Source organism: Micromonospora parva (assembly GCF_040649675.1).
In the GTDB taxonomy this organism is placed as follows: Bacteria; Actinomycetota; Actinomycetes; order Mycobacteriales; family Micromonosporaceae; genus Micromonospora; species Micromonospora parva.
Map to the genome: position 1 here is coordinate 1 of NZ_JBEZFX010000013.1, position 24908 is coordinate 24908.

The following is a 24908-nucleotide window of genomic DNA, read 5'->3' on the forward strand; positions in this document are numbered from 1 at the left end:
CGCAGCCCGGGCAACTCGTCCACGTCCGGTGCGTCGTCCGGCGCAACGGCGTCGGGGGGGGGGGGGGGGCGGGGGGGGGGGGCCGCCCCCCCCCCCCCCCCCCCCCCCGCGGGGGGGGGGGGGGGCGCCCCCCCCCCCCCCCCCGCCCCGCATCCATCCACCACCAGGAGGTACGACAGTGCCAGAACACGCCAACCGTCCCCCGTCCCCGGGAGACGCCGACCCGGCCCGGGTGTCCCCCCGGCGCCGGAGAGGGATCTTCACGCTCGCCGCGGCCGGGCTCGCCGCCGCGGTCGGCCTGCTCTCCATCACCGTGGCGACCGGATCGGCGTCGGCCGCCGACAACCCGTACCAGCGCGGTCCGGACCCGACCCGGACCAGCGTCGCCACCGAGAACGGTCCGTTCGCCAACACCTCGGTCAGCGTCCCGACCGGGTACGGCTTCAACGGCGGCCGGATCTACTACCCGACCGACACCAGCCAGGGCACCTTCGGGGCCATCGCGATCTCGCCGGGTTACACGGCGTTGTTCTCCGCGGAACTGGCCTGGATGGGGCCGTGGCTGGCCTCGCACGGCTTCGTCGTGATCGGCATCGAGACCAACAGCCGTAACGACTTCGACACCGCCCGGGGCACCCAGTTGCTCGCCGCCCTGGACTACCTGACCCAGCAGAGCCCGGTACGCGACCGCGTCGACCCCACCCGGCTGGCGGTCGCCGGCCACTCCATGGGCGGCGGTGGCGCGCTGAGCGCCGCCACCCGGCGATCATCGTTGAAGGCCGCGGTCGGCATCGCGCCGTACTCGCCGTCATCGAACCTGGCCAACGACCGGGTGCCCACAATGATCTTCGCCGGGCAGGCCGACACCGTGGTCACCCCGTCCTACGCCACCGGCCTGTACAACAGCCTGCCGAGCACGACGGAGAGTATCTACCTGGAGGTCGCCGGCGCCGACCACGGGTTCATGGTCGGCCGGTCGAACCCGGTGATGATCCGGACCATGTTGCCGTTCCTCAAGATGTTCATCGACAACGACGCCCGGTACAGCCAGTTCCTCTGCCCGTTGCTGGACTCCAGCGGTGTGGTCACCTCCCGCAGCACCTGCCCGTTGCTGCCGTCGACGCCGACCACCCCGCCGACCGACCCGCCGACCGACCCGCCCACCAACCCGCCCGGCTCGGCCAGCGAGATCGTCGGCACCCAGTCCGGCCGGTGCGTCGACGTGCCCAACGCCTCCCGCACCAACGGCACCCGGGTGCAGCTCTACACCTGCAACAAGCAGACCAACCAGGCCTGGACCTACACCTCAGGCAAACAACTGCAGGTGTACGGCACCATGTGCCTCGACGCCGCCGGCTCCGGCAACGGCGCGGCGGTGCAGATCTACAGCTGCCACAGCCAGACCAACCAACAGTGGAACGTCAACTCCAACGGCACCATCAGCAACGTCCAGTCCGGGCGATGCCTGGACGTCTGGAGCACCAGCAACGGAGCCCAGATCCAGCTCTACGACTGCCACGGCCAGACCAACCAGCAGTTCCGGCTCGCACCCCTCGCCTGATCAGCTGAGACGGGCGGGCTCGGCGCCATGCCGGGCCCGCCCGCACCACCCCCGGCGCAGTGCCCGCGCCGGGGGTGGTGCGGGACGGCTGTCAACGAGGGGCGATCAACGGGGCGAAGTCGACGCGGGTCAGCGGCTGTTCGGACAGTGAACCGTCCGCGCGGGGCACCCGGAGCGGCCGGCCGTCACGGGAGAACGTGACGGTGGTGACGTCGTCACGGCTGGTGAGGGTGCAGACGATCTGTCCGAACGCGAGGACCTCGTCGCTGCGGCCGGCATCCTCACCAGGTTTGTCGACCACGACGCGGGCCTCGGTGCCGGTGACCGTGACCCCGGCGGCGTTGACCGCTCCCGCCAGCGCGGTGGTCAGGTCCGTGTCACGCTCGGCCGCCGTGGGTCCGGCCAGCAGATGGCGCAGTTGTTCCTCGACGGTGGGTGGTCGGTCGACCCGCCGGACGAACGAGATGATCCGGTTGTCCCGCACGAAGCAGAGCGTCTCGGCGGCCGGGCCGACCGGCGCGCTCGTGTCGGCGGACGCGGAGCTCTGGAATGGCCCCTGCGGTGCCTGCACCACCCGGGGGGCGTCATCGGTCGGGATGCTGCAGCCGGTCAGCGATGCGGCAACCGCCAGGACGGCGAGATGACGATGTTTCACGGCAGGCTCCCCGGCAGGGTGACGCGGAAGCGGGCGCCGCCGCCGGGCCGGTCGCCGACCGTCACCTGTCCGCCATGTGCCGCGGCGTGCTGCGCGACCAGCGCGAGCCCGAGCCCGGTGCCGTCGCCGGTGCCGCGGGTGTGCGCCGCTCGCCCCCGAACGAACCGGTCGAAGATCGCCTCGCGGTCCTCGACGGGCACGCCCGGTCCGTCATCATCGACCTCAATGACTCCGGCGGCACCGTCGCGACCCAGCCGGACGCCGGCGGGACCACCCCCGTAGGTCACCGCGTTGTCGAGCAGGTTCGCCAGGACCTGCGCGACGCGGCGCCGCTCCACCAGCCACGTCGCCGGCACGTCGGGGGCGAGCTGGACGAGCGTCGTGGGCAGGTCGAGGGCTCGGCAGGCGTCGCGGGCCAGCCCCACGACGTCCACGGGCGCCCGGTGTGCGGGCTGGTCGCTGCGGGCCAGGTCGATCAGGTCGTTGACGAGCCGCTGGAATCGGTCGATCTCGTCGGCGACCAGCCCGGCCGCGATGGCGGTCCGTTCGTCCTGGTGTTCCCGACGGCGGGCCAGGACGCTGGCCGCCGCGGCGAGGGTCTGCAACGGCGAGCGCAGCTCGTGGCTGACGTCGGCGGCGAACCGGCGGTCCCGTTCGATGCGGTGGGCGAGGCGGTCGACCATCTGGTTGAACGAGGAGGACAGGCGGGTCAGGTCGGGGTCGGTGGCCGTGTCGAGGCGGGCGGTGAAGTCGCCGGCCGCGATCTTCTCGGCCGCGTCGGCGACAGCGGTCAGCGGGCGCAGCCCGTGCCGGGTGGCGTACCAGCCGAGTGCCGCGCCGGACCCGGCGACCATGATCGCGACGGTGGTCAGCGCGAGGGCCAGGACCTGGAACGTCTGCTCCAGCTCCCGCAGCGAGTTGACCTCGAAGTACGCCGCGGACGCGGACAGCGGCACCCCGACCACCAGGGCGGACTGCCCGTCGACGCGTACCCGCTGCACGGCGGGTTCCCCGGCGGCGACGACCCGCCGCAGCTCGGCGGGGATGGCGGCGGTGGTGCCCGGATCGGCGGCGCGCGCGTACCACTCGCCGTTGAGGTGCAGCACCGGCCGCCGGCTACCCCCGGTGTCCAACGACCGGAGCACCTCCACCACGTCCGGGGTGTCCGTGTCGATCCCGGCACGAACGACCGTGGCGTCGAAGTAGGCGGCGCGCAGGGCGGTGCGTTCACGCTCGTCGAGCAGGGACCGGCGGGTCAGATCGTAGGAGATCAGGGCCATCGACGCCGAGAGCAGGAGCGCGCCGACGGCGAACGCGGCGGTGACCCGGGTACGCAGTCCGAGGCGTCTCATCGCTGCAGCTTGTAGCCCAGGCCCCGCAGGGTGACCAGGTGCCGCGGGTTCGCCGGGTCCGGCTCGATCTTCTGCCGCAGCCGGCCCACGTGGACGTCGACGAGCCGCTCGTCTCCGCTGTCGTACCCCCAGACCCGTTCCAGCAGTTGCTGGCGGGACAGCACCCGGCCGGCGTGCTCGGCCAGCTCGCACAGCAGCCGGAACTCGGTGCGGGTGACCGGTACGGGTTGGCCGGCGCGGCGGATCTCTCCCCCGTCGGGGCTGATCTCCAGCTCGCCGACCACGAGCACCGGCACGGGATCCGGCGTGTGCCCCGCGACGCCGGTACGGGCACGGCGCCGCAGGGCGCGCAGCCGGGCGGTCAGTTCCTTGATCGCCACCGGCTTGACGACGTAGTCGTCGGCGCCGGCTTCGAGGGCCGCGACGATGTCGTGGGTGTCGTCGCGGGCGCTGACCACCACGATCGGCACGTCATCGTCACGGCGCAGCTGCCGGATGCACTCGAACCCGTCGAGACCGGGCAGCATCAGGTCGACGAGCACGTAGTCCGCCGGGTCGCGGCGCTGCACGCGCAGGCCCTCTTCGGCGGTGGCCGCGCCGAGAGCGTCGTAGCCTTCGTCCTCGAGTGCGAGCAGCAACGCCAGACGGATGCGGTCGTCGTCCTCGATCACCAGTACGGCCGTCATACCGGGCATCATCCCCAGACGACCGGCTCGGCTGCCAACCGCGGCGGCAGGTTGGCAGATTTGTCACGGAACTGTCACAGATCCGCGTGGTGACCGCCAAGCCGGCACGGCAGGGTCCTAGGCGACCGCGTCCGCGAAGGAAAAGGGGGTGTGCCCGTGACCGGACCGCTGGCAACCACGCCGTGCACGCTGCCGCTGGTCGAGGTGTGCGTCACCGAGTTCGACCTGGCCTGCCTGCCGGCGACCGGGGCAGTGTTCGACCGGCTGGTGGCCCTGCGTCCCGCACAGGTGGTGGTCGACCTGTCGGGCTGCCGGCACATCGACGCCGCCGCCATCGGCCTCCTACTCGATGTGCACCGGCGGCTCGCCCGGGCCGACGGGGTCCTCACCGTCCGCAACCCGAACCCGCGCATCCGGCGCATCCTGCACACCGCCCGGCTGGACCAGATCCTGCCGATAGTCGACACCGCCCCCTCGTCGCCGCCCGGCACGGCGACGGCGGAGCAGGAACCCATCGCCGCACCGCCGGTGTTGGTCGCTCATGGCCGCGCCTCGGTGCGAGCCGCGACCTGACGGAGCGTCGCACCTTTCCACCTCCGGCTGAACCGCTCCCCGGGTCGCGCCATCAGCCTCGGGGGCGGCCCAGCTCCGGCTCTGCACGAACGCCGTGTCCCACCGCGCGCGAGGACACGGCCCCAGGAAGGACCAGCAGAATGACAGTTGTCCCGGACGACCACCTGATGACCCTGATCTGCGACACCTGCGGCGACTCCGTCAAGGCCACCGCGTGCGTGCTCCCCGACGCGGAGGTCGTCTGGACCCTGGTATCCGAACAGGGGTGGAGCGGTTCCCCGTTCGCCACCGGCCCGCACCGCTGCCCGCACTGCAGCCTGCTGCCGCCCGCTGGTGGCGGCCACGCGTCGTGCGGGGACCACGGTCCTGGCGGGATCCTCGGCATCGACCACGTGGACGACGTGACAGTTGTCGCCGCCGCCGGTGACGTCGATCTCGACACCGGTGACACGCTGCGCAACGCCCTGCGGCACGCCGCCGACATGGGCGGAAACATCGTGGTCGACCTGAGCCGGGTACACCTCATCGACTCCACCGGCCTGGGCCTCCTGGTCCGCGCCCACCGTGACGCCCGGGACCGTGGGGCCACGCTCTGCCTGGCCGCGCCGTCGCGGTTCGTCCGCACCGTCCTGCACACGATGCGCCTGGACGGGGCCTTCCCCATCTTCGACAGCCGCGACGACGCCCTCGCCCAGTTGTCCGCGGGTTCGGCGTCGGAGCGCACGACCTCCGCCGCGACGGCCGCCCGTTCCTGATCGACATCGATCGGCCGGTGTTCCCCGTGGCGTACGTCGAGACCGACTGCCACCCGCCCCCGTACTCCAAGGACACCCGAGGAAGCCCATGAGCATCGCCGGTCTCGTCACCGCGCTCCTCGTCGGCGTCGCAAGTGGCCTGTTCGGCAGGCTCGTCATCCCGGGACGCCGGGAAGCCCCGATCTGGCTGACGGTGTCCGTCGGGGTGGTCGCCGCGCTGGCGGGCACCATCCTCGCCCGGCTCGCTGGCGTCGACACCGGCACCCTCAACCTCCTGACCCTGGTCATCCAGGTCGGCCTCGCCGGCAGCGGCGTCGTGCTCGTCGTCGCCACCGCCAAGCCCCAACCGTCCGACGCCCCGTGAACCGGGGGCGACGCAGCGGCGGCACCGGTGCCCGACGTGGACGTCCCACGGCCCGCGATTCCGCCCCCGCCTCGCCACGACCAAGGAGCTGACCGTGTACCTGCCCTGGCCATTACCTGACGAGAACTGGTCCGGCGACGCCTCGAACCGACCCGAGCCGGATCACGAGGACCGACGCATCGAGGCGCTCGTCGCGCAGCGACTGAGCATCGACTGGACCACCCGACGCCAGCAGATCGTCGTCTCCGTGCAGAACCGGGTCGTCATCCTCGCCGGCGTGGTGAGTGACCCGAACACCCGGCAGGTCGCGGCGGAACTCGCCTACGACGTGCCCGGGGTCTTCGACATCTGCAACACGCTGCGGCTCAGCGGCCCACGGCGCAGCCACTACCAGGGGTAACCACACCGCACGCTGCGTAACAGCGGATCGGACGCTCTCGTGCCCTAGCGACGGTGACACCCTGATGGTCGTCGTCTGGTCAACGGGGGTCCTGCTCGCACGCCTTCCTGATCTGGCGCTCCCGGGCTATCACGGCCAGCCGAGCAGTCGGGCGCCGAGGACGGCTGTCTGCAGCGTGAACCGTTGGGTCGGCTCCCCGGGGTGGTAGCCGGTCAGGTCCCGGATGCGGTCGAGGCGATAGGTGATCGCACGAACGGACAGGTGCATCTGCCGGGCGGTCGCGGTGTGGTTGCCCTGGTTGTCGAAGAGCACCGACAGGGTCTCCAGGTACGGCTCGGCACCGCCGCGCGCCGTGGTCAGTGGCCCGAGGACCGTGGTCACCAGGTCGGTGATGGCGTCGCGGTCACGCAGGAGCACGGGGAACACCAGCAGATCGGCGGCATTGAGTACGGGCGTGGTGAAGCCGAGCTTGGCGGCGTGGTCGAGGGTGTGGCGGGCCTCGTCGAGGGAGGTGGCCAGGCCATGCACCCCTGGTTGGGTACGCCCGACGGCAATCTGCCAGTTGCCCGCGCCGAGTTCGGTGAGGAGCAGGTGGGCGAGTTCGGCCGCGATTCCGCGTAGGCCGCCGGCGCTGATGCAGACCACGTCACCGTCGCGGAGGGTGGTGAGGGTGTTGCCCTCGCCGAACCTGGAGGCCAGTGCGGCATCGATGCGGTGCGTGATGCCGGTGGTCAGGCCGGTCGCACGGGCGATGAGGACGGTGTGGGTGGCCGACAGGCGGATGCCATATCGGTGTGCGCGCTCGGCGAGATCACCGGGATCGGCCCTACCGGTGAGCAGGTCGTTGACGAACACGGAACGTTCGTTGTCGTGGCGATCAAGCTCGGCACGGTTCTGCCGGGCGTACCCGTCCAGGGCGGCGCTGAGCAGGACACGCGCGGTGTCCAGGAGTGTCTCGGCGCGGGAATGCACGGCGGCCGCGGTGTCGGTCGACGCGACCGGGTTGGCGCTCCAGTGGGCGGTGGTGGCATCCAGCAGACCGGTGACGAGCTCGCGCAGCTTGAGCCCTTGACCCGCTGCGCGGGCACCCAGGCTCGCCGCCGCCCGACGCCGGGCACCGGCCGGGACGGACAGCAGATCCTGACAGTCGGCCGCCAGCGAGGTGTCGTCGCTCATGGGCTGTTCCTTGTCCACATGGCGGTGGCCGCCGGTGAACGGCGGCCACGAGCTTCAGGTTTACACACCGATGTCGCGGCGGTCGAAGACGATAACGCCGGCGATCGTGGCCGCGGCACCAAGGAGCACGAGGGCGAGAAGCTCGGCCGGGTGCCAACCGGTGTGCAGTGGGTCGGTGCCGATGAAGTAGTGGAACGGTGACAGCCAGCGAACCCAGTGCCATCCGTCCACCATGCCGCCGATGGCGTTGGCCATGTAGGTGGCCACCGCAAGGCCACCGGTGATCGCGAGAACGGCAGCCCGTTTTCCGGTGGCGGCGCCAACGAGGAAGGCGATGCCGGCGAAACACCACACCAGGGCGACCAGCCCGGCGGACGCGGCAGCGACGTTGGACAGGGCGATGTCCATGCCGATCCAGGGAACAATGATCATCAACAGGATCCACGGGATGGCGGCGATTCCGGTGAGCGCGCTCCCTGCGGCGACCACCCGTTGCCAGGCGAAAGCGGCGCGCGAGACCGGGTTGGCCAGCATCAGCTCCATGCCACCGTCCTCCTCCGGCCGAGCGATCGTGCGGGCAGCCAGCGTGATGGCGCACATCAGGACCAGCAGTGGGCCGACCAGGCTGAAGATGGTCGCCTGCAGATAGCCGGCGGGCGACAGCATGTCGGCGATGCCGAGGAAGTCCAGCATGCCCTGGGGCAACGCGTCCTGCTTCAGCTCCGCGGCACCCTGGAACTGGCTGTAGAAGGAGGTGTAGATGGCGGTGAAGGCGGCGACGCCACCGGTCCAACCGATCAATGCCAGGCGGTCGTCCCGCCAGGTCTTACGCACCAGCGCGGGAAGCATCGCCGGCTCCTTCCGCGTGGTAGTAGAACGACAGGAACGTCTCTTCCAGGTCAGGTTCGGCCGACAACATGTCCATCACCTCATGACGCGCCGCCGCCTTGATCAGCGGGTCGATGCGGCCGTCGACGGTGCATTTCAGCACCGGCCCGGACACCACCACGTCACGTACTCCGGGCAGGACACTGAACTCTGCCGGGTCCACCGGATCATCGAAGTGAATCTCGACGGCGCGGACCGCCCGCTTCCCCAGTGACTCAACCCGCTCGACCGCGGCCAGCCGGCCGGCGCGGACGATGGCGACCCGATCGGCCACCTGCTGCACCTCGGCCAGGACATGAGAGGACATGAAGACGGTCTGCCCGGCAACTCTGGCGTCGCGGACCATGGCCAGGAACTCCTGCTGCATGAGGGGGTCCAGCCCACTGGTCGGCTCATCCAGGACCAGCACCGCCGGCCGGTGCATGAACGCCTGCACCAAACCCACCTTCTGCTTGTTCCCCTTACTCATCGTGCGTACCGGGCGTGAGAGATCCAGGTCGAGCCGCTCCGCGAGCTCGGCAACCTGCGACCAGGCCACGCCGCCGCGTGCCGCGGCGAAGAAGCGCAGCAGGTCCTCCGCCTTGTCGCGCCCGGGAAACACGAGCTCGCCGGGCAGATAGCCGATCTGACGGTGCAGTGCGGCCTTGTCCCGGCGCGGGTCGAGTCCGAGCACGGTCGCGTGTCCGCGAGTGGGGCGCAGGAAGTCCAACAGCAGCCGGATGGTGGTGGTCTTCCCTGCACCGTTCGGGCCGAGGAAACCCACCACCTCCCCGGCACGAATCTCCAGGCTGAGCCCCTCGATGCCGCGACGCTGGCCATAGAACTTGGTCAGGTCCTCGGTGAGCAGAGCGATGTCGCTTGTCATGCCCACATCGTCGCCGGCCTTCCCGCCCGACATCCAGGTCAGCACCCGGCCGACATTTCGCTGAGGCCGTTGCCGAATACCGGAAGCAGTAGCCCGAACCGCTGCCCGGCGGGTCCCCGAGCCGCGAGCGCCGGGAGTACTCTCCCATCAGGTGCGCCGGGAAGTCTGGTCGGCAGGTCATGTCGTGCTGCGACTCCTGGAGGCTCCGATGGGCGTTTCTGCCTTGCGCACCGAAAATCTGTCCAAGCGGTATGGACGCCTACTCGCCCTCGACAACCTCACCCTCGACGTCGCGGCGGGCGAGGTGTTCGGGTTCCTCGGCCCCAACGGCGCCGGCAAGTCAACAACGATCCGGCTGCTGCTCGGCCTCGCCCGACCCACCTCCGGTCGAGCGCGGATCTTCGACACCGACGCCGCCGACGTCGCCGCCGCCCATCGCCGGCTCGCCTACGTACCGGCGGATGTGGCGCTGTGGCAGCGGATGACCGGCGCCGAGGTGCTGGACCTGCTCGCCCGCATCGGTCCCGGTACGGACACCGCGTACCACAACGAACTCATCCAACGGTTCGCACTCGACGTGTCCAAACCGGCCGGCACCTACTCGACGGGCAACCGGCAGAAGGTCGCCCTGATCGCGGCGTTCGCCACCCGGGCGCCTCTGCTGGTGCTGGACGAGCCCACCAGCGGCCTGGATCCACTCATGGAACTGCAGTTCCGGCAGGCCGTCGGGGTTGCCCGCGACAACGGGCAGACGGTCTTCCTCAGCTCCCACCAGCTTGCCGAGGTCGAGGCCGTCTGCGACCGCGTCGGCATCCTGCGCGCCGGCCAACTGGTGGAGGTGGCCTCCGTCGCCCAGCTACGCCGACTGCACCACACCGAGGTGGCCGCAACGTTCACCGGCACGCCACCGGACCTCACCGGCGTCCTCGGCGTCGACGGCCTGCACGAGGACGGCCCGGCGGCAGTGCGATTCACTCTCAACGGCTCCCCCGCCGCGGCGCTGCGCGCCCTGGCCGACGCTGATGTGGCGACGATCGTCGTCCGCGAGCAGAGCCTGGAGGAGATCTTCCTCGCCTACTACGGGCAGAGCCCCCGATGACAGCGACCGCGACGCCGGCAACCCGCCCGCAGCCGGCAATGCGAGGGCTCGCGGTGCGACAGGTACGCCGGGGTGCCGTGGTCGTGACCGCCGTCTGCGCGGGCATGTCCGCGCTGGTGGTGGTCGGCTACCGCGCGGACGCGCTGGATCCGGCCGCCGTGGCGGCGCTGGCCCGCAACCCTGCGATCCGTACCCTCTTCGGCGATCCGGTCGCGCTCGACCAGGCCGGCGGGTTCACGGTGTGGCGTACGGGCACCGTACTGGCGGTGGTGCTCGGTGTGTGGGCGATGCTGGCTGCCACCCGGATCACCCGTGGGGAGGAGGACGCCGGCCGGTGGGGCCTGCTGCTGTCCGGCCGGGTCACCCTTGCCGAGGCTGTCCGCCATCACCTCGGTGTCCTGGCCGTCGTGCCGGTCCTCGTCGGAGCGGCGACAGCAGCGGCGATGATCGCCGCGGGAGCGGAGAGCACCGGTTCGGTGCTGCACGGCACCGGCCTCGCTGCCGTCGGCCTCTTCTTCGTCGCGGTCGGAGGAGTCGGCGCGCAGCTGTTCTCCAGCCGGTCGGCGGCCAACGGTGCCGCTGCCGCCGTGCTGGTGGTCGGGCTACTCATGCGGATGGTCGGCGACGGTGTCCCCGCGCTGGCCTGGCTTCGGTGGCTGTCCCCGTTCGGGCTGATGGCGCTGACCCGCCCGTTCGCCACCGGTCGAGGGCTGCCGGTGGTGGTGCTGACATGTGCCGCCCTGTTGCTACTGGCCCTCGCGGGTTGGCTCGCGGCGCGGCGTGACGTCGGCGCGGGGATTCTGGCGACGGCCGACAGTCGGCCGGCGCGTACCGCGTTGCTCGGTTCGGTGCCGGCCTTCGCGGTACGACGCACCATGCGACCGCTGGCCGCGTGGTCTGCCGGAATCGGCGCGTACTTCCTGCTCCTGGGTCTGATCGCCCGGTCCATGACCGAGTTCCTGACCGGCAATCCCCAGTTCGCGGCCATGGCGGCCCAGGCCGGCTTCCCCGCACTCGGCACTGTGGAGGGTTACGCGGCCACCATGTTCACGCTGCTGGCCGTGCCGGTCGGGGTGTTCGTCTCGGTGCGGCTCGCCGCCACCGCCGCGGACGAGAATGCCCGGCGTCTCACACTGGTGCTGGCCGCACCGGTGACCCGACTGCGCTTGTTGGCCGCCGAGGCGACGATCGCCGGGTGCGCCGCGCTGCTCCTGATCACGCTGTCGGGCCTCGCCATGTGGGCCGGCACGGCCATTGTCCATGCCGGGCTCGGGGCCGCTGACGCGTTCGCCGGTGCCTGGAACGTCGCGCCGATCATGGTGCTCTGTCTGGGAGCCGGCGTCCTGGCGCTCGGCTGGCGGCCGCGTACCGTGGCGGCCGTCGGCGCTCTTCCGGCCGCTGGTGGGTTCGTGTGGCAGGTCATCGCCGACAGCGTCGACGCCCCCGCCTGGGTCCGTGCGCTGTCCCCGTTCGCGCACCTGGCCGCGGTGCCGGCCACCGCACCGGCCTGGCGGGCAGCAGCGGTGATGGCCGGCATCGCCGCAGCAGGAGTGGTCGCCGGCTCGATCGGCTACCGCCGCCGCGACCTGTGCGCCTGACGGTGATCAGGTCGCCCCGACCCGGACGCCGCCCGTGGCGAGGTGCGGCGTTTGCGCATCCGGATCGCCGCCCTCGCGGCGAACCCCGTCGCCATGCACGATCGCGGCTATGCGCCCCGGAATTGCGCACCACCGGTGCCGGGCTGACCGTCCAACGTGTTGCGCGACGATCGCTGCGGCTTATTGCCGCCCGCGCCGCTACACCCTGGAAAGAATCACACAACGACCCCAGGGTGTCCCCTCTCACAACGATCTTCCCCAGCTATTCACCGTGGCGTCGGTATTCTTGATTAGGCACAGTCTGCACCTTATGCCCGTTAGCTGAGGGGGGATCATGCCCGATCACATCGACCTCGCTCGCCTGCGAGACGTGCTCGACGGACCGTGGGCCGATGTCCGCAACGCCCACCGGAATCACCTCGACGCGCGCTTCCTCCCGGTGTACGGCGAGACCGGTGACCAGGCACGGGAGCGGATCACCCGACTGCTCACCGAACTCCCCGCCGAGCTGGGCATGGCCTCGGCCTTTCCCCCCGAGTACGGCGGCAGGTCCGACGTCGGCGGGTCGATCGTGGCCAGCGAGATGCTGGCGCAGGTCGACCTGTCGCTGATGGTCAAGGCCGGCGTGCAGTGGGGCCTGTTCGGCGGTGCCGTCGCCGCCCTCGGCACCAGACGACACCATGACGCCTACCTGCGGGACATCATCTCGGGCCGGATCTTCGGTTGTTTCGCGATGACCGAGACCGGCCACGGCTCCGACGTCCAGCAACTGCGCACCACCTGCACGTACGACCCGCAGACGCAGACCTTCGACCTGCACACGCCGCACGAGGCGGCCCGCAAGGACTACATCGGCAACGCCGCACGGGACGGGCGGATGGCGGTGGTCTTCGCCCAACTGATCACCGACGGACGACGGCACGGCGTGCACGCGTGGCTGGTGCCGATCCGCGACGCCCAGGGCAATCCGCTGCCCGGCGTGAGCATCGGCGACGCCGGCGCCAAGGGCGGGTTACTCGGCGTGGACAACGGGCGGCTCAGCTTCGACCACGTGACAGTGCCCCGCGACATGCTCCTGGACCGGTACGGTCAGGTCGCCGAGGACGGCTCGTACTCGAGCCCGATCGAGAACGACTCCCGACGCTTCTTCACCATGCTCGGCACCCTGGTCCGCGGCCGGGTGAGCGTGGGCGGCGCCGCGTCCGCGGCCACCAAGTCGGCACTGACCATCGCGGTGCGCTACGGCGACATCCGCCGCCAGTTCGGCACGCCCGGCGCGGACCGGGAGGTGCTGATCAACGACTACCTGGCCCACCAGCGCAAGCTGCTGCCCGCCCTGGCCACCACGTACGCGCTGCACTTCGCCCAGACCGAGCTGCTCACCTCTCTCAGCGAGGTGCAGGGCGGCGACGGCCCGGTCGACGAGCAGCGACAGCGGCAGCTGGAGTCCCGGGCCGCCGGTCTCAAGGCGGCGCAGACCTGGCACGCCACCCGCACCATCCAGATGTGCCGCGAGGCGTGTGGCGGCGCCGGTTACCTCGCCGAGAACCGCCTGCCCGGTCTGAAGGCGGACACCGACGTCTTCACCACGTTCGAGGGCGACAACACGGTGCTGCTGCAACTGGTGGCCAAGGGGCTGCTCACCGGCCACCGGGACGCGTTCGGCTCGTTGGACGGCTGGGGGCGCGCGTCCTTCGTCGCCGACCAGGTCCGCGAGATGGTGCTCGAGCGTACCGCCGCGCGCTCGCTCATCGAGCGGCTGATCAGCGCGGTGCCGGGCCGCGACGACGAGGTAGCGGTCACCGATCGCGGTTGGCAGCTCAAGGCCTTCGAGGACCGCGAGAGGCACCTCCTCGACGGCGCTGTCCGCCGGCTCCGCAACGGCGCGGCCACCAAGAAGGACCGTTCCTTCGACATCTTCAACGACGTCCAGGACCACGTTCTCGCGGTCGCCACCGCGCACATCGACCGGGTCACCCTGGAGGCGTTCGTCGCCGGCATCGAGGAGACCGCCGACCCCGCGGTCCGGGCGTTGCTCTCCCGGGTCGGTGACCTGTACGCGCTCAGCGTGATCGAGGCCAACAAGGGTTGGTTCCTGGAGCACGGCCGGCTGACACCGGCCCGCTCCAAGGCGATCACGGCCGTGGTGAACGGCCTGCTCAAGGAGCTGCGCCCGCACATGCGCACCCTCGTGGACGGTTTCGCCATCCCCGAGGCCTGGCTGAACTGCGCCATCCTGAAAGAGGAACCCGACCGGCAGGACTCGATGGCCATCCACGACGCCGCCGGCGATCGCCAGGTGGTACCGGCGTAGGGGAAGGCCCGGAAGCCCGCCCCGGCTCGGCCGAAGGGTGCCCGCCGGCTCTGGGGTCGGCGGGCACCGTCGTGGTGGTAGAGGTCAGCTGCAGCAGCCGCCGGCCTGAGCGGGGGCGGCGTCGAGGGTGACCAGGTTCAGGGGCGTGGACAGCAACCCGCCGGAGATGCCGGTGGCGAGTCCGCGTGCCACCGGCTCTGCTGCGGACGCCGGCCCGCAGCAGCTGTCGCCGGTGGCGGAGTCGGCGGGGTTGCTGCTGCACACGCCGGTTTCGGGCAGGTCGAGCTGGACGGCGTGGGCGGCGTCCCAGTCGCCGGCGAGGGCGGCGACGACGGAACGGACCTGCTCGTACCCGGTGGCCATGAGGAAGGTGGGCGCCCGGCCGTAGGACTTCATGCCGACGGCGTAGTAGTCGGTTTCCGGGTGGGCGAGTTCGTTCACGCCGTGTGGGGGGACGGTGCCGCAGGAGTGCTCGTTCGGGTCGATCAGCGGCGCGAGGGCGCGGGTGGCACCCATGATCGGGTCGAGGTCCAGGCGCAGCTCGGCGGCGATCGAGTGGTCGGGGCGGAAGCCGGTGGCGGCGACGACCCGGTCGACGGTGACGGACTCCTCTTCGCCGTCGGCGTGGCGCACCAGCACAGTGACCCGGCCATCTGTCGGGGTGAGGGCGTGCACGGAGAAGCCGGTGAGCAACCGGATCCGGCCGGCGTCGACGTGCGCGCGCAGCCGGGAGCCCAGGGCGCCACGCGCCGGGAGGGCGTCGGCGTCCCCGCCGCCGTAGGTACGCGCCGGTGAGGCGGTCCGGATCGCCCAGGTCACCGCGGTGCCCGCCGTGGACTCGGCCAGTTCGGCCAGGGACAGCAGGGTGTTCGCGGCGGAGTGGCCGGCCCCGACGACGAGGGTGTGCCGGCCGGCGAAACGGTCCCGGGCCGCGCCGAGAACATCGGGCAGCGCGTGCTCCACAAACGCGGCGACGGTGCTCTCGCCGTGGGCGGGCAGGCCGGACGCGCCCAGGACGTTCGGGGTGCCCCAGGTGCCGGACGCGTCGATGACGGCGCGGGCGAGGAGCTCCTCGCCGTCGCTGAGGCGGATCAGGAACGGGGTGGAGTCACGACCGGCCGTGCGCAGCCGATCCAGGCCCCGGCGGCTGATCGCCTCGACCCGGGCGCCGTAGCGCAGGTGCGGCTTGAGCTGCGCCAGCTCGGCGAGGGGCTGGAGGTAGTCGCGGGCCAGCTCCGCTCCGGTGGGCAGCGCCTCCAGATCGGGGACGACCCAACCGGCCGCGTCGAGGAGGCGGCGGGCGGCCGGGTCGATGTTGTACCGCCACGGCGAGAAGACGCGCACGTGCCCCCACTGGCGGACGGCGGCGCCCGGGGTGTCGCCGGCTTCGAGGACGGTGAACGCGATGTCCCGCTCGTGCAGGTGCGCGGCGGCGGCCAGACCTACCGGGCCGGCACCGATGACCATGACGGGCAGCTCGTTCAGGGTGCTCATCAGCAAGACTCCTCTGCTTTGACAGTTATCGAATCAACGGAGTGGACGGGGCCCACGGGTGGGCCTGCGGTTGGTCAGGCGACGACGGGGCTGCGCCGCTCGAGCAGGACGACGTCGCGCCAGCGGCCGTGGTGACGACCGATCCGCTCGCGTACGCCGATGATCCGGAAGCCGGCCCGCTCGTGCAGGGTGAGGCTGGCCGCGTTCTCGGGGAAGACTCCGGACTGGATGGTCCAGATGCCGGCGGCCTCGGTGGAGATGATCAGCCGGTCCAGCAGCAGCCGGGCGATGCCGCGGCCCTGCGCGGCGGGATCGACGTAGACGGAGTGCTCGACCACCCCGGCGTAGACGTCGCGGGCCGAGGTGGGTGCGACGGCGATCCAACCGAGCACCCTGTCATCGGCGTCCACCGCGACGAAGCGGTGGTCGGGCAGCTTCGCCGCGTCGAACGCCGACCAGGTCGGTGCGGTGATCTCGAAGCTGGCGTTACCGGCGTCGAGCCCGGCCTGGTAGATGGCCAGGACCCGCTCGGCGTCCTCGTCCCGCAGGGGGCGCACCGTGATGTCGGTCATCAGCAGGTTCCGTTCGGGCTGGGGGCGGGTCGACCCATGACCACCTCACCCTTTCATCGGCAACAGGCGATTAAGGCTATCCACGGCGAGCGAAGGACCGTCGGAGACAGGTTGCGCGGGGCAGCCCACGTCGCGTGGGAGCGACGCCGCTCGGTGCCGAGGCGCTGTCTTGACGTCCGTCGAAACAGACAGTTGCACGCTGATTAGAGAGATGTCAACCTAGAGGAATGTCGAAACAAGCGGCGCCTCTCCCCCTCGTGGACGTGACAGCCGACGCGGTCTGCTGCCCGTCCTTGGCGCAGCACCGCATGCCGGCCGAGACCGCCACCCTGCTCGCGCCGGCGTTCAAGGCCCTCGGCGACCCGGTTCGCCTGCAGCTGATGTCGATGATCGCCTCCGCCGACAACGGCGAGGTGTGCGTCTGTGATCTCACCCCCGCCTTCGACCTCACCGGTCCGACCATCTCGCATCACCTCAGGACCCTGCGCGAGGCCGGCCTCGTCGACGCCGAGCGGCGCGGCACCTGGGTGTACTACCGGGCCCGACCGGTGATCCTGCGCCAACTCGCCGCGCTGCTCACCGTCGAACCGGTGACCGCCGCACAGCCTGCCACCGACTCCTGACCGGGCGCTCTCCCGACGCCGCACCCCGTACTGAAAGGAGGGCCCTGGTGCCCGCCAAGCCCAGCGTCCTGTTCGTCTGCATGCACAACGCCGGCCGCTCCCAGATGGCCGCCGGCTGGCTGCGCCACCTCGCCGGCGACGCCGTCGAGGTCCGCTCCGCCGGCTCCGCTCCCGCGGAAACCGTCAACCCGGCCGCCGTCGAGGCGATGCGCGAGGTCGGCATCGACATCACCGACCAGACACCGAAGCTCCTCGAGTACGCCACCGCGGAGACCTCTGACGTCATCGTGACCATGGGCTGTGGGGACACCTGCCCGGTCTTTCCCGGCAAGCGCTACGAGGACTGGAAACTCGACGACCCCGCCGGCAAGGGCGTCGAATCGGTACGCCCCATCCGTGACGAGATCCGTACCCGGGTGGAGAAACTCCTCAGCGACTTGCGCTCCGCCATCTGACCGCGCGAGCGCACCGGCCACCAGACCTGCCACCGGCCCCCCGTGGAACCAACAGAGGAACCAGGCACATGACGACGCCGACCACCCCGTCGAGCACCGCACCCCGACTCTCGACGCTGGACCGGCTGCTGCCGGTATGGATCGGCGCCGCCATGGTCGCCGGCCTGCTCCTGGGCCGGTTGATCCCCGGCCTCGACGAGGCCCTCGACCTCGTCAAGGTCGGCGGAATATCCGTACCCATCGCCCTCGGTCTGCTCGTCATGATGTACCCGGTCCTGGCGAAGGTCCGCTACGACCGCCTCGACACCGTGACCTCCGACCGACGCCTGCTGATCTCCTCCCTGGTGATCAACTGGCTCGTCGGCCCCGCCGTCATGTTCGCCCTGGCCTGGTTGCTCCTACCCGACCAGCCCGCGTACCGCACCGGCCTGATCATCGTCGGCCTGGCCCGCTGCATCGCGATGGTCATCATCTGGAACGACCTGGCCTGCGGCGACCGCGAGGCCGCCGCCGTCCTGGTCGCCCTCAACTCGGTCTTCCAGGTCCTCGCCTTCGGCCTGCTCGGCTGGTTCTACCTCACCGTGCTGCCCGGTTGGCTCGGCCTGGAGCAGGCCGGGCTCTCCGTCTCCGGCTGGGACATCGCCGGCAGCGTCCTGGTGTTCCTCGGCATCCCCCTGGCCGCCGGCTACCTCACCCGCAGACTCGGCGAACGCGCCAAGGGCCGCGACTGGTACGAGGCGAGGTTCCTGCCGCGGATCGGGCCGGTCGCCCTGTACGGGCTGCTGTTCACCATCGTGCTGCTCTTCGCCCTGCAGGGCGACGCGATCACCGCCCAGCCCTGGGACGTGGCCCGCATCGCGGTGCCGCTGCTCGCGTACTTCGGGATCATGTGGTTCGGCTCGTTCGCCATCGGTCGGGCGATCGGCCTGAGCTACGAACGCACCACCACGCTCGCCTTCACCGCCGCCGGCAACAACTTCGAACTCGCCATCGCCGTGGCGATCGGCGTGTTCGGCGTCACCAGCGGTCAGGCCCTCGCCGGCGTCGTCGGGCCGTTGATCGAGGTGCCGGTGCTGGTCGCCCTCGTCTACGTCAGCCTCGCCGCCCGGCGCCGGTTCGGTCACCCCGACATCAAGCAGCTGAAGCCGGCAGCTTCGGGGTGACCGCTTGACCCGCGTTCCGGTTCTCGGGAAGAGACGGCTCAGCTCGGGACGCTCAGCGCGCCGAGGGCACGACCGGCCTCCCGGGCGGACTGCAGGGCCCCGGCGTGCATCTGGGCGGCCTGGTCGACGAACGCGTCGAGTGCGGGGTTGACCCCGACCAGGGTGAACTCGCGTTCGACAACGGTGAGGTCGGCGCCCCAGCAGTCACCGATGATCCGGCGCAGGTACGGCGTCGAGTGGTCCCAGCCCTCCCGAGGTGTGCCGGCACCGTACGCGCCACCACGCACCGTGGCGAGCACTGTGGGCTTACCCGCCAGGAACGGCTCCGTTGTCGCCCGCGGGTCCGCGAGCACCACGTCGACGTACGTCTTGAAATGCTGGGAGACGCCGAAGTTGTAGAGCGGCACGGCGAACAGCAACGCGTCGGCGGCCCGCAACTCGTCCACCAGCGTCGCGGCGAGGGCCACCGCCTCCCGCTGCTCGGCGGTGCGTTCCTCGGCCGGCGTCATACCGGCGGACACCGCCGCCGCCCAGAGGGTTGCCGGCAGGGTGTCCACCCCGACGTGGCGGCGCTCGACGGTGTCGCCGGGATGACTGGCGAGCCACTCCTCCTCGACGATGTCCGCGATTTCACGACTCGCCGAGCCGTGCGTTCGGATGCTGGCATCAAGCCGGAACAAGGTCACGAGCACTCCCTGGGGAACTGAGGTTCAAGGTTGAACTTCACCCTAGAGCAGATTGTTCAAGCTTGAACCTGAAGGAGACGTCCCTCACCCTCGTGAACCACGCCGACACGTACGCTTGCGCCATGCCCGACGAACCTCGGTGGTTGACCGACCACGAGCGCGACGCCTGGCTTGCGCTGGCCAAACTCATGTTCAACCTGCCGAGCGCCCTCGACGCCCAACTCCTGCAGGACAACCACCTCACGCTGTTCGACTACTTCGTGCTCAGCGGCCTGTCCATGGCGCCGGGGCGAACCATGCGACTCAGTGACCTCGCCAGCCACCTCAGCTGCTCGCTGTCCCGACTGTCGAACGTCGTCAAACGCCTCGAACAACGAGGCCTGCTCCGCCGCACCCCCGACCCGGAAAGCCCCCGCTACACCGTGGCCTCGCTCACCGACGCCGGGTGGGATCTTGTGGTCGCCGCGGCCCCCGGCCACGTCGCGGCCGTCCGTGACTACGTCATCGACGGCCTCACCGCGAGCCAGATCGACGTCCTGCGCGAGGTGGCCTGCCATGTGACCCGGAAGATTTCCGAGGCTCCGGAGGCCAGCACCCGCTGACGCCCGGGCGGGGTGCACCGCGTCGCCTGTTCCACCGGGCGGAACTGCACCCCCAGGTCACGGCGTCCCTTTCCCGGGCCGCCCGGGTGATCGTCGTACGCATTGCCGAGCAGATCGTCTGCGTGGAATATTATCTCCCTGGCCGAGCATTCAACTGAGCGACGACCGGCACCAGACACCGGCCGCGACAGGGTTCAGAGCGCGAGTGATCGCACTGCTCGCGCGAGTCGGGATGGGGAACATCAGATGATCATGGAGATCGGCATCGTCCTCGACGCGTCACGGTTGGCCCGCGCGCCGCTGGAGACAGTCGAGCTGGCCCGCCTCGCCGAGGAACGCGGCCTGGACCTTGTGGTCGTCGCCGACGCGGCGACCGGGACATCAGCCGGCCTGGACCCCTGGACCGCGGCGGTCTGGCTGGCGGGATCGACACGCCGGATCGCCATCGGTGCCCCCGCCGGCGCCACCACCGCTCCCGATCCGACCGACCCGCAAGCGCAGTACCCGAGCGTGATCGCCAAGGCGCTGGACAGCATCGACCTGCTGGCGCAGGGGCGGATCATCTCCGACCCCGCCGGCTGGGTCGTCGCGCCACGGGACGCGAAGCCGGCGGAACTGGCCCGCCTCGCCGAAGCCGACCTGCCCGTCGTGGTCCCGGTGGATTCGCGCGAGGACGTCGAACGCCTCGCAGCGCTCGCCGCCGAAGGCGACCACCGCAGCGGCGTACGCCGACGCTCGGCCGCGGTGCGCGCCCAGCGCAAGCCGGGCATCGACTACGACGGCGTACCAGCGTCACTCGCCGACGCCGCGGTCGAGCCCGGCGATCCGCAGTACCGCTCCCTGTCCTCCACCTATCTGCGCGGCGGTGCTCCCGGGTTGGTGCTGCGGCCCTCGACACCGGCCGAGGTGTCGGACGCGATCGAGTTCGCCCGACGACACCGGCACCTGCCCCTCGGCATCCGCAGCGCCGGCCACGGCATCAGCGGCCGTTCGACAAACCGGGGCGGCCTGGTGATCGACGTGGGCGCCATGAACACGATCAGTGTGGTGGACCCCGTCCGCCGGCTCGTGCGCATCGGCCCCGGCGCGACCTGGAAGCAGGTCGCCGAAGCCCTGACCCCGCACGGGTGGGCACTCGGCTCGGGCGACTACGGCGGCGTCGGCGTCGGCGGGCTCGCCACCGCGGCCGGAATCGGCCTGCTCTCGCGCAACCACGGCCTGACGATCGATCATCTCCGGTCGGTCGACCTCGTACTCGCCGACGGACGGCAGGTGCGGGCGAGCAGAGAGCACAACCCGGAACTGTTCTGGGCCGTACGGGGAGCGGGCGCCAACTTCGGCATCGCCACCTCGTTCGAATTCGAGGTCGACGAGGTGGGCGAGGTCGGCTGGGCGCAACTCGTCCTGCTCTCCACCGACATCGAGCAGTCGCTGCGCCGCTTCGCGGAACTGGCCAGTTCGGCACCACGGGACACCACGGTGTTCCTCGTGACCGGGCAGCCGCGTGCGGGCACGTCGACCATCCAACTCTTCGCTGTGGTCGACAACCCGGATCCCGACACCGTCGTGGCGCGCCTGACACCGTTCCTGGAACTCGGGGCGCTCGCCGGACAGCAGGTGGTGATGACGCCGTACTCGGGAGTCATGGGCAACGCCGCCGACGTCGGGCCGAACGGCCACCAGGGATTCGGCGAGCCGAACTCGCGGTCGGCCTTCCTGCCCACACTGACCCCCGAGTTCGCCCGTGATGCCGCGGCGATGCTTCGCAGCGGGGGCGTCTACTTCTTCGAGCTGCGGGCCATGGGCGGCGCGATCGCCGACGTCGCACCGGGCGAGGCGTCCTTCAGCCATCGGACGCCGGCATTCCAGCTGACGGCGATGGGCCAGAACAATCAGCGCCTCAACGCCGTATGGGAACCACTGCGTCAGCACTTCGACGGCCTCTACCTCAGCTTCGAGACCGACCGCAGTCCCGAACGGCTGCTCGACGCCTTCCCGGCACCGGTGTTGGAGCGCCTTCGCACACTCAAACACCGCTACGACCCGGACAACCTCTTCCGGGACAACTTCGCCATCGACCCGCGGACAACGAAGGAGGCACAGGCATGACCGACTACGGACACGACCTGCTCTTCGGCGCTTTCATCACACCCGCCGCACAACAGGCCCGACAGGTCGTCGACCTGGCGGTCACCGCGGACCGGGCCGGCCTCGACCTCGTCAGCTTCCAGGACCACCCGTACCAGGCCTCGTACCTGGACACGTCGACCCTGCTCGCCTTCGCCGCGGCCCGCACCGAGCGCGTCCACCTCAACGCCAACGTCACCAGCCTGCCGCTACGGCCACCGGCCGTCCTGGCCCGGGCCGCCGCCTCGCTCGACATCCTCAGCGGCGGCCGCTTCGAACTCGGCATCGGTGCCGGTGCGTTCTGGGACGGCATCGCCGCCATGGGCGGACGCCGGCTCAGCGCCGCCCAGGGCGTCACCGCGCTGCGCGAAGGGATCGAGATCATCCGCGAGATCTGGGACACCACGGCCCCCGGCGAGGTGAGCTACGACGGGCAGTACTACTCGGTCAAGGGCGCCCGACGCGGACCGCGTCCCGCCCACGACATCCCGATCTGGGTCGGGGCGTACAAGCCCAAGATGCTCGCGCTCACCGGTGCGGTCGCCGACGGCTGGCTGCCCAGCATCGAGTACCTGCCCCGGGGCGCCGACTCCCTACCGGAACTCAACGCGCGAATCGACGGCGCGGCGCACGACGCCGGCCGCGACCCGGCAGCCGTACGACGGTTGATGAACTTCATGAAGGTCCAGCTCTCGTCAGCCCCGCGTGGGCTTCTCAACGGCCCGCCCGCCGCCTGGGTCGACCAGATCGTCGACCTGGCGCTGCGGGACGGCATCAGCGCCTTCATCATCGGTGGGGACGACCCGAGCATCACCGAGCGTTTCGGCGCCGAGATCGCACCTGCCGTGCGAGAGGTCGTCGAGCGGGAACGCAAGGCCGGCGCAGCCGCCCGGCCGCCCAGAGCGTAGGAGCCGCGAGGTGGGGGTGGGCGGCCCGGAGAGGTGATCGCCGGGCCGCCCGGTGGTGAGCCACGCTGGGCGGCCCGGCGATCAGCCGGTCAGAGACCGGCGGCGTGTGCGGCGGCGGTGCCACCGACCACGGGCAGGACGATATTGCTGCTCTTCAGCGCGACCTTCAGGTTCGCGGCGGTGGTGTCCGCCTGGCTGGAGTACTGCGGGTAGCTGGCCACGATGATCACGCCGATCCGGTGGCCGGGCTTGAAGACGTAGTCCTCCGGCAGCAGCGGGAAGCTGAAGTTGTACGACTCCCCCGGCACCAGTGGCACGGCGACGCGGATCGACTGCCGGTTCTGGGCGTCCATGATGCCCTTGGTGACCAGCTCGTAGTCGGCGGTGGCCACCCGCTTCGCCGTCTGCTTGTAGCAGCCGTCGTCGGTCGGGCTGCTCTCGCCCCAGCAGTCCGACGTGTCCAGGGTGATGATCCCTTCGCCGGAGGCCCGGTGCGCGACCCGCTCGTCGGTGCCGTAGTCGACCAGGATGGCCCCGAGGTTGGTGTCGGCCTGGTCGGCGGAGGCCCGCAGCTGCACGGTGGGCGTGCCGGAGATGTGCAGCGGCGCGGACAGCGGCGCGGAGAGGAACGCCAGCCGGTTGGGCTGCACCACGTCCGGGTTGAGGATCATGGTGTTCTGGCTCTGCGTGCGGCTGTCCTGGAACGCCCCGGTCGCCGGCTTCGCGGTGGGCACCAGCCCGAGACCGCCCGCGCCGGTGGCGCCGGGCTGCAGGAACACCTCGGTGTCGGCCTTGCCGGGGATCGGCCAGTCGGCGTGGGTCTCCCACACGTCGGCGGAGCGCTCCAGGTCCACCCGCGGCTCGTCCATGATGCCGTTGGCGACGCCCTGCAGCCAGAAGTCGAACCACCGGTGCAACGTCGACACCCACACCGCGCGGCGCGAGTCGAACGGGTCGACGTGGCCCTCCTGCGACAGCCACAGCTTGCGCGGCACGTTGTTCTCCGCCAGGGCGTACCAGAACTTGCTGAAGTGGTCCGGGCGGACGTTGTCGTCGTTGAGGCCGTGGTAGAGCAGCACGCTGGCGGTGACGTTGGGGACCTTCTTGACGTAGCTGCGCTCGTTCCAGAAGGAGGTGTAGTCGCCGTGCTCGTCGCCGTCGGCGGCGCCTATCGCGTCGCGTACCGGCTTGCAGTAGTCCCGACGCTCGGGATTGGTGACCGTGTTGGCCAGCGACGACACGTAGCTGTTGCCGCGGGTGACCACGCCGTTGCTGCGCACGTAGTCGTAGTACTCGGTCGGTCCGCTGATAGGCACGACGGTGGTCAGGCCCTTCACGCCGGTCACCGCCGTGGCCATGGCCAGCGAGCCGTCGTACGACTTGCCGATCATCCCCGTCTTGCCGTTGTGCCAGTCCGCCTTGACGATCTCACCGGCGGCGTTACGGGCGGTGGCCCGGCCGTTGAGCCAGTTGATGGCCTGCTTGGCGCTCAGGTTGTCCTGGTTGGCGTTGGTGGTCGGGCAGCCGGTGGAGTTGTTGGTGCCGACCATGTCCAGCAGGATGACCGCGTAGCCGCGCGGCACGAAGTAGTTGTCGTAGAACAGGGGCCACTTGTCCAGCAGCCCGTCGCCGTCGAGGTCCGCCTTGCACTCGGACTCGTTGCCCCGGCAGACAGTCGAGTAGTAGGGGCTGGCGTCCATCACGACGGGGGCCTTGAGCCCCTGTGCGGTGGCCGCCGGCCGCATCAGGTCGAACGCGATGATGTCGCGCAGACCGTCGTTGTCGCTGTCGAAGGTGGAGTCGATGAAGAGGCGTTCCCGAATGGCGTCGGCGTAGCCGAACACCGGCTGGGTGACGCCGTCCTGGACGACGATCGACGGCGGGCCGTCCGCCGCCAGCGCCTGTGGTGCCGCGCCGAGGGCGGCGAGCACTGTCGCGGACAGTACGGCCACGCCTCTGCGCCACCGCGTTCCCACTGTAGCCATGCATTCT

Annotated in this window: 24 protein-coding genes; 14 read left to right on the forward strand and 10 right to left on the reverse strand. The window is 70.8% G+C overall.

Translation table 11 applies throughout. The annotated features are described in order from the left end of the window. The first annotated feature begins 178 nt into the window (after window positions 1-178). Window positions 179-1561, forward strand: coding sequence for a poly(ethylene terephthalate) hydrolase family protein (locus tag AB0C03_RS27440; RefSeq protein ID WP_357639775.1), 1383 nt, complete (start codon window positions 179-181; stop codon window positions 1559-1561). Between the two features lie 91 nt (window positions 1562-1652). Here the strand turns inward: AB0C03_RS27440 and AB0C03_RS27445 are convergent, their stop codons facing one another. The 3 genes from AB0C03_RS27445 to AB0C03_RS27455 are packed head-to-tail and all read right to left on the reverse strand — an operon-like array spanning window position 1653 to window position 4254. Next, entirely contained in the window at window positions 1653-2216 is a 564-nt protein-coding gene (locus AB0C03_RS27445; RefSeq protein WP_030330822.1) for a GerMN domain-containing protein, read from the reverse strand. Continuing rightward, window positions 2213-3568, reverse strand: coding sequence for a sensor histidine kinase (locus tag AB0C03_RS27450; RefSeq protein WP_030330824.1), 1356 nt, complete (start codon window positions 3566-3568; stop codon window positions 2213-2215). Before AB0C03_RS27450 ends, AB0C03_RS27445 begins: the two co-directional genes overlap by 4 nt. Continuing rightward, a complete protein-coding gene (locus AB0C03_RS27455) occupies window positions 3565-4254 on the reverse strand; it encodes a response regulator transcription factor (protein ID WP_030330826.1) in 690 nt (229 codons plus the stop codon). Before AB0C03_RS27455 ends, AB0C03_RS27450 begins: the two co-directional genes overlap by 4 nt. A 156-nt stretch (window positions 4255-4410) precedes the next feature. Between AB0C03_RS27455 and AB0C03_RS27460 the strand changes: the two genes are divergently transcribed. From AB0C03_RS27460 to AB0C03_RS27475, 4 genes are all read left to right on the forward strand, one after another. After that, a complete protein-coding gene (locus tag AB0C03_RS27460) occupies window positions 4411-4827 on the forward strand; it encodes an STAS domain-containing protein (protein ID WP_051708309.1) in 417 nt (138 codons plus the stop codon). Window positions 4828-4967: 140 nt separating this feature from the next. Then, entirely contained in the window at window positions 4968-5582 is a 615-nt protein-coding gene (locus AB0C03_RS27465; protein ID WP_081883781.1) for an STAS domain-containing protein, read from the forward strand. 88 nt (window positions 5583-5670) lie between these two features. Beyond that, window positions 5671-5946 (forward strand): hypothetical protein, encoded by a 276-nt coding sequence (locus AB0C03_RS27470; RefSeq protein ID WP_030330832.1) that lies wholly within the window; start codon window positions 5671-5673, stop codon window positions 5944-5946. 94 nt (window positions 5947-6040) lie between these two features. Further along, window positions 6041-6346: a BON domain-containing protein gene (locus AB0C03_RS27475; RefSeq protein ID WP_030330834.1), complete on the forward strand. Its 306-nt coding sequence runs from the start codon at window positions 6041-6043 to the stop codon at window positions 6344-6346. A gap of 129 nt (window positions 6347-6475) precedes the next feature. Here the strand turns inward: AB0C03_RS27475 and AB0C03_RS27480 are convergent, their stop codons facing one another. From AB0C03_RS27480 to AB0C03_RS27490, 3 genes are read right to left on the reverse strand one after another with little or no spacing between them, the layout of a single operon-like run. After that, complete coding sequence (locus AB0C03_RS27480; protein WP_051708311.1) at window positions 6476-7522, reverse strand: PucR family transcriptional regulator; 1047 nt, start codon at window positions 7520-7522, stop codon at window positions 6476-6478. A gap of 60 nt (window positions 7523-7582) precedes the next feature. Next, a complete protein-coding gene (locus AB0C03_RS27485; RefSeq protein ID WP_030330838.1) occupies window positions 7583-8371 on the reverse strand; it encodes an efflux permease Rv1217c-related protein in 789 nt (262 codons plus the stop codon). Further along, complete coding sequence (locus AB0C03_RS27490) at window positions 8349-9275, reverse strand: ABC transporter ATP-binding protein (protein ID WP_030330839.1); 927 nt, start codon at window positions 9273-9275, stop codon at window positions 8349-8351. The genes AB0C03_RS27485 and AB0C03_RS27490 overlap by 23 nt, the downstream gene beginning before the upstream one ends. A 208-nt stretch (window positions 9276-9483) precedes the next feature. Here AB0C03_RS27490 and AB0C03_RS27495 point away from each other — a divergent pair, with 208 nt between their 5' ends. The 3 genes from AB0C03_RS27495 to AB0C03_RS27505 all read left to right on the forward strand — a co-directional run bounded on the left by AB0C03_RS27495 (window position 9484) and on the right by AB0C03_RS27505 (window position 14286). Beyond that, window positions 9484-10374, forward strand: a complete 891-nt coding sequence (locus AB0C03_RS27495) for an ABC transporter ATP-binding protein (RefSeq protein ID WP_357639784.1) — start codon at window positions 9484-9486, stop codon at window positions 10372-10374. Then, window positions 10371-11972, forward strand: coding sequence for an efflux permease Rv1217c-related protein (locus AB0C03_RS27500; RefSeq protein WP_357639787.1), 1602 nt, complete (start codon window positions 10371-10373; stop codon window positions 11970-11972). The genes AB0C03_RS27495 and AB0C03_RS27500 overlap by 4 nt, the downstream gene beginning before the upstream one ends. A 334-nt stretch (window positions 11973-12306) precedes the next feature. Continuing rightward, window positions 12307-14286, forward strand: coding sequence for an acyl-CoA dehydrogenase family protein (locus AB0C03_RS27505; RefSeq protein WP_357639790.1), 1980 nt, complete (start codon window positions 12307-12309; stop codon window positions 14284-14286). Between the two features lie 84 nt (window positions 14287-14370). Here the strand turns inward: AB0C03_RS27505 and AB0C03_RS27510 are convergent, their stop codons facing one another. Further along, on the reverse strand, window positions 14371-15780 hold the full coding sequence (locus AB0C03_RS27510) for an NAD(P)-binding domain-containing protein (protein WP_030330846.1): 1410 nt from the start codon (window positions 15778-15780) through the stop codon (window positions 14371-14373). A 74-nt stretch (window positions 15781-15854) separates the two neighbouring features. After that, window positions 15855-16352 (reverse strand): GNAT family N-acetyltransferase, encoded by a 498-nt coding sequence (locus AB0C03_RS27515; RefSeq protein ID WP_030330848.1) that lies wholly within the window; start codon window positions 16350-16352, stop codon window positions 15855-15857. 227 nt (window positions 16353-16579) lie between these two features. On the opposite strand from AB0C03_RS27515, the gene AB0C03_RS27520 reads away from it, so the two are divergent. The 3 genes from AB0C03_RS27520 to arsB all read left to right on the forward strand — a co-directional run bounded on the left by AB0C03_RS27520 (window position 16580) and on the right by arsB (window position 18593). Further along, window positions 16580-16975: an ArsR/SmtB family transcription factor gene (locus AB0C03_RS27520; protein ID WP_030330851.1), complete on the forward strand. Its 396-nt coding sequence runs from the start codon at window positions 16580-16582 to the stop codon at window positions 16973-16975. 47 nt (window positions 16976-17022) lie between these two features. Further along, entirely contained in the window at window positions 17023-17430 is a 408-nt protein-coding gene (locus tag AB0C03_RS27525) for an arsenate reductase ArsC (protein WP_156057440.1), read from the forward strand. 68 nt (window positions 17431-17498) lie between these two features. Next, window positions 17499-18593: an ACR3 family arsenite efflux transporter gene (gene arsB / locus AB0C03_RS27530; protein ID WP_030330862.1), complete on the forward strand. Its 1095-nt coding sequence runs from the start codon at window positions 17499-17501 to the stop codon at window positions 18591-18593. A 38-nt stretch (window positions 18594-18631) separates the two neighbouring features. Here the strand turns inward: arsB and AB0C03_RS27535 are convergent, their stop codons facing one another. Then, entirely contained in the window at window positions 18632-19279 is a 648-nt protein-coding gene (locus AB0C03_RS27535) for an FMN-dependent NADH-azoreductase (RefSeq protein WP_030330864.1), read from the reverse strand. Between the two features lie 122 nt (window positions 19280-19401). On the opposite strand from AB0C03_RS27535, the gene AB0C03_RS27540 reads away from it, so the two are divergent. From AB0C03_RS27540 to AB0C03_RS27550, 3 genes are all read left to right on the forward strand, one after another. Then, window positions 19402-19881, forward strand: a complete 480-nt coding sequence (locus tag AB0C03_RS27540) for a MarR family winged helix-turn-helix transcriptional regulator (RefSeq protein WP_357639796.1) — start codon at window positions 19402-19404, stop codon at window positions 19879-19881. A gap of 246 nt (window positions 19882-20127) precedes the next feature. Beyond that, window positions 20128-21990, forward strand: a complete 1863-nt coding sequence (locus AB0C03_RS27545; RefSeq protein ID WP_245233596.1) for an LLM class flavin-dependent oxidoreductase — start codon at window positions 20128-20130, stop codon at window positions 21988-21990. After that, the gene (locus AB0C03_RS27550) at window positions 21987-22916 is read left to right on the forward strand and encodes an LLM class flavin-dependent oxidoreductase (protein ID WP_036411162.1); all 930 of its coding nucleotides are present in this window, start codon (window positions 21987-21989) and stop codon (window positions 22914-22916) included. Before AB0C03_RS27545 ends, AB0C03_RS27550 begins: the two co-directional genes overlap by 4 nt. 89 nt (window positions 22917-23005) lie before the next feature. On the opposite strand, the gene AB0C03_RS27555 is transcribed toward AB0C03_RS27550, so the two are convergent. After that, the gene (locus AB0C03_RS27555) at window positions 23006-24901 is read right to left on the reverse strand and encodes a CocE/NonD family hydrolase (protein WP_051708312.1); all 1896 of its coding nucleotides are present in this window, start codon (window positions 24899-24901) and stop codon (window positions 23006-23008) included. Between the last annotated feature and the right edge of the window lie 7 nt (window positions 24902-24908).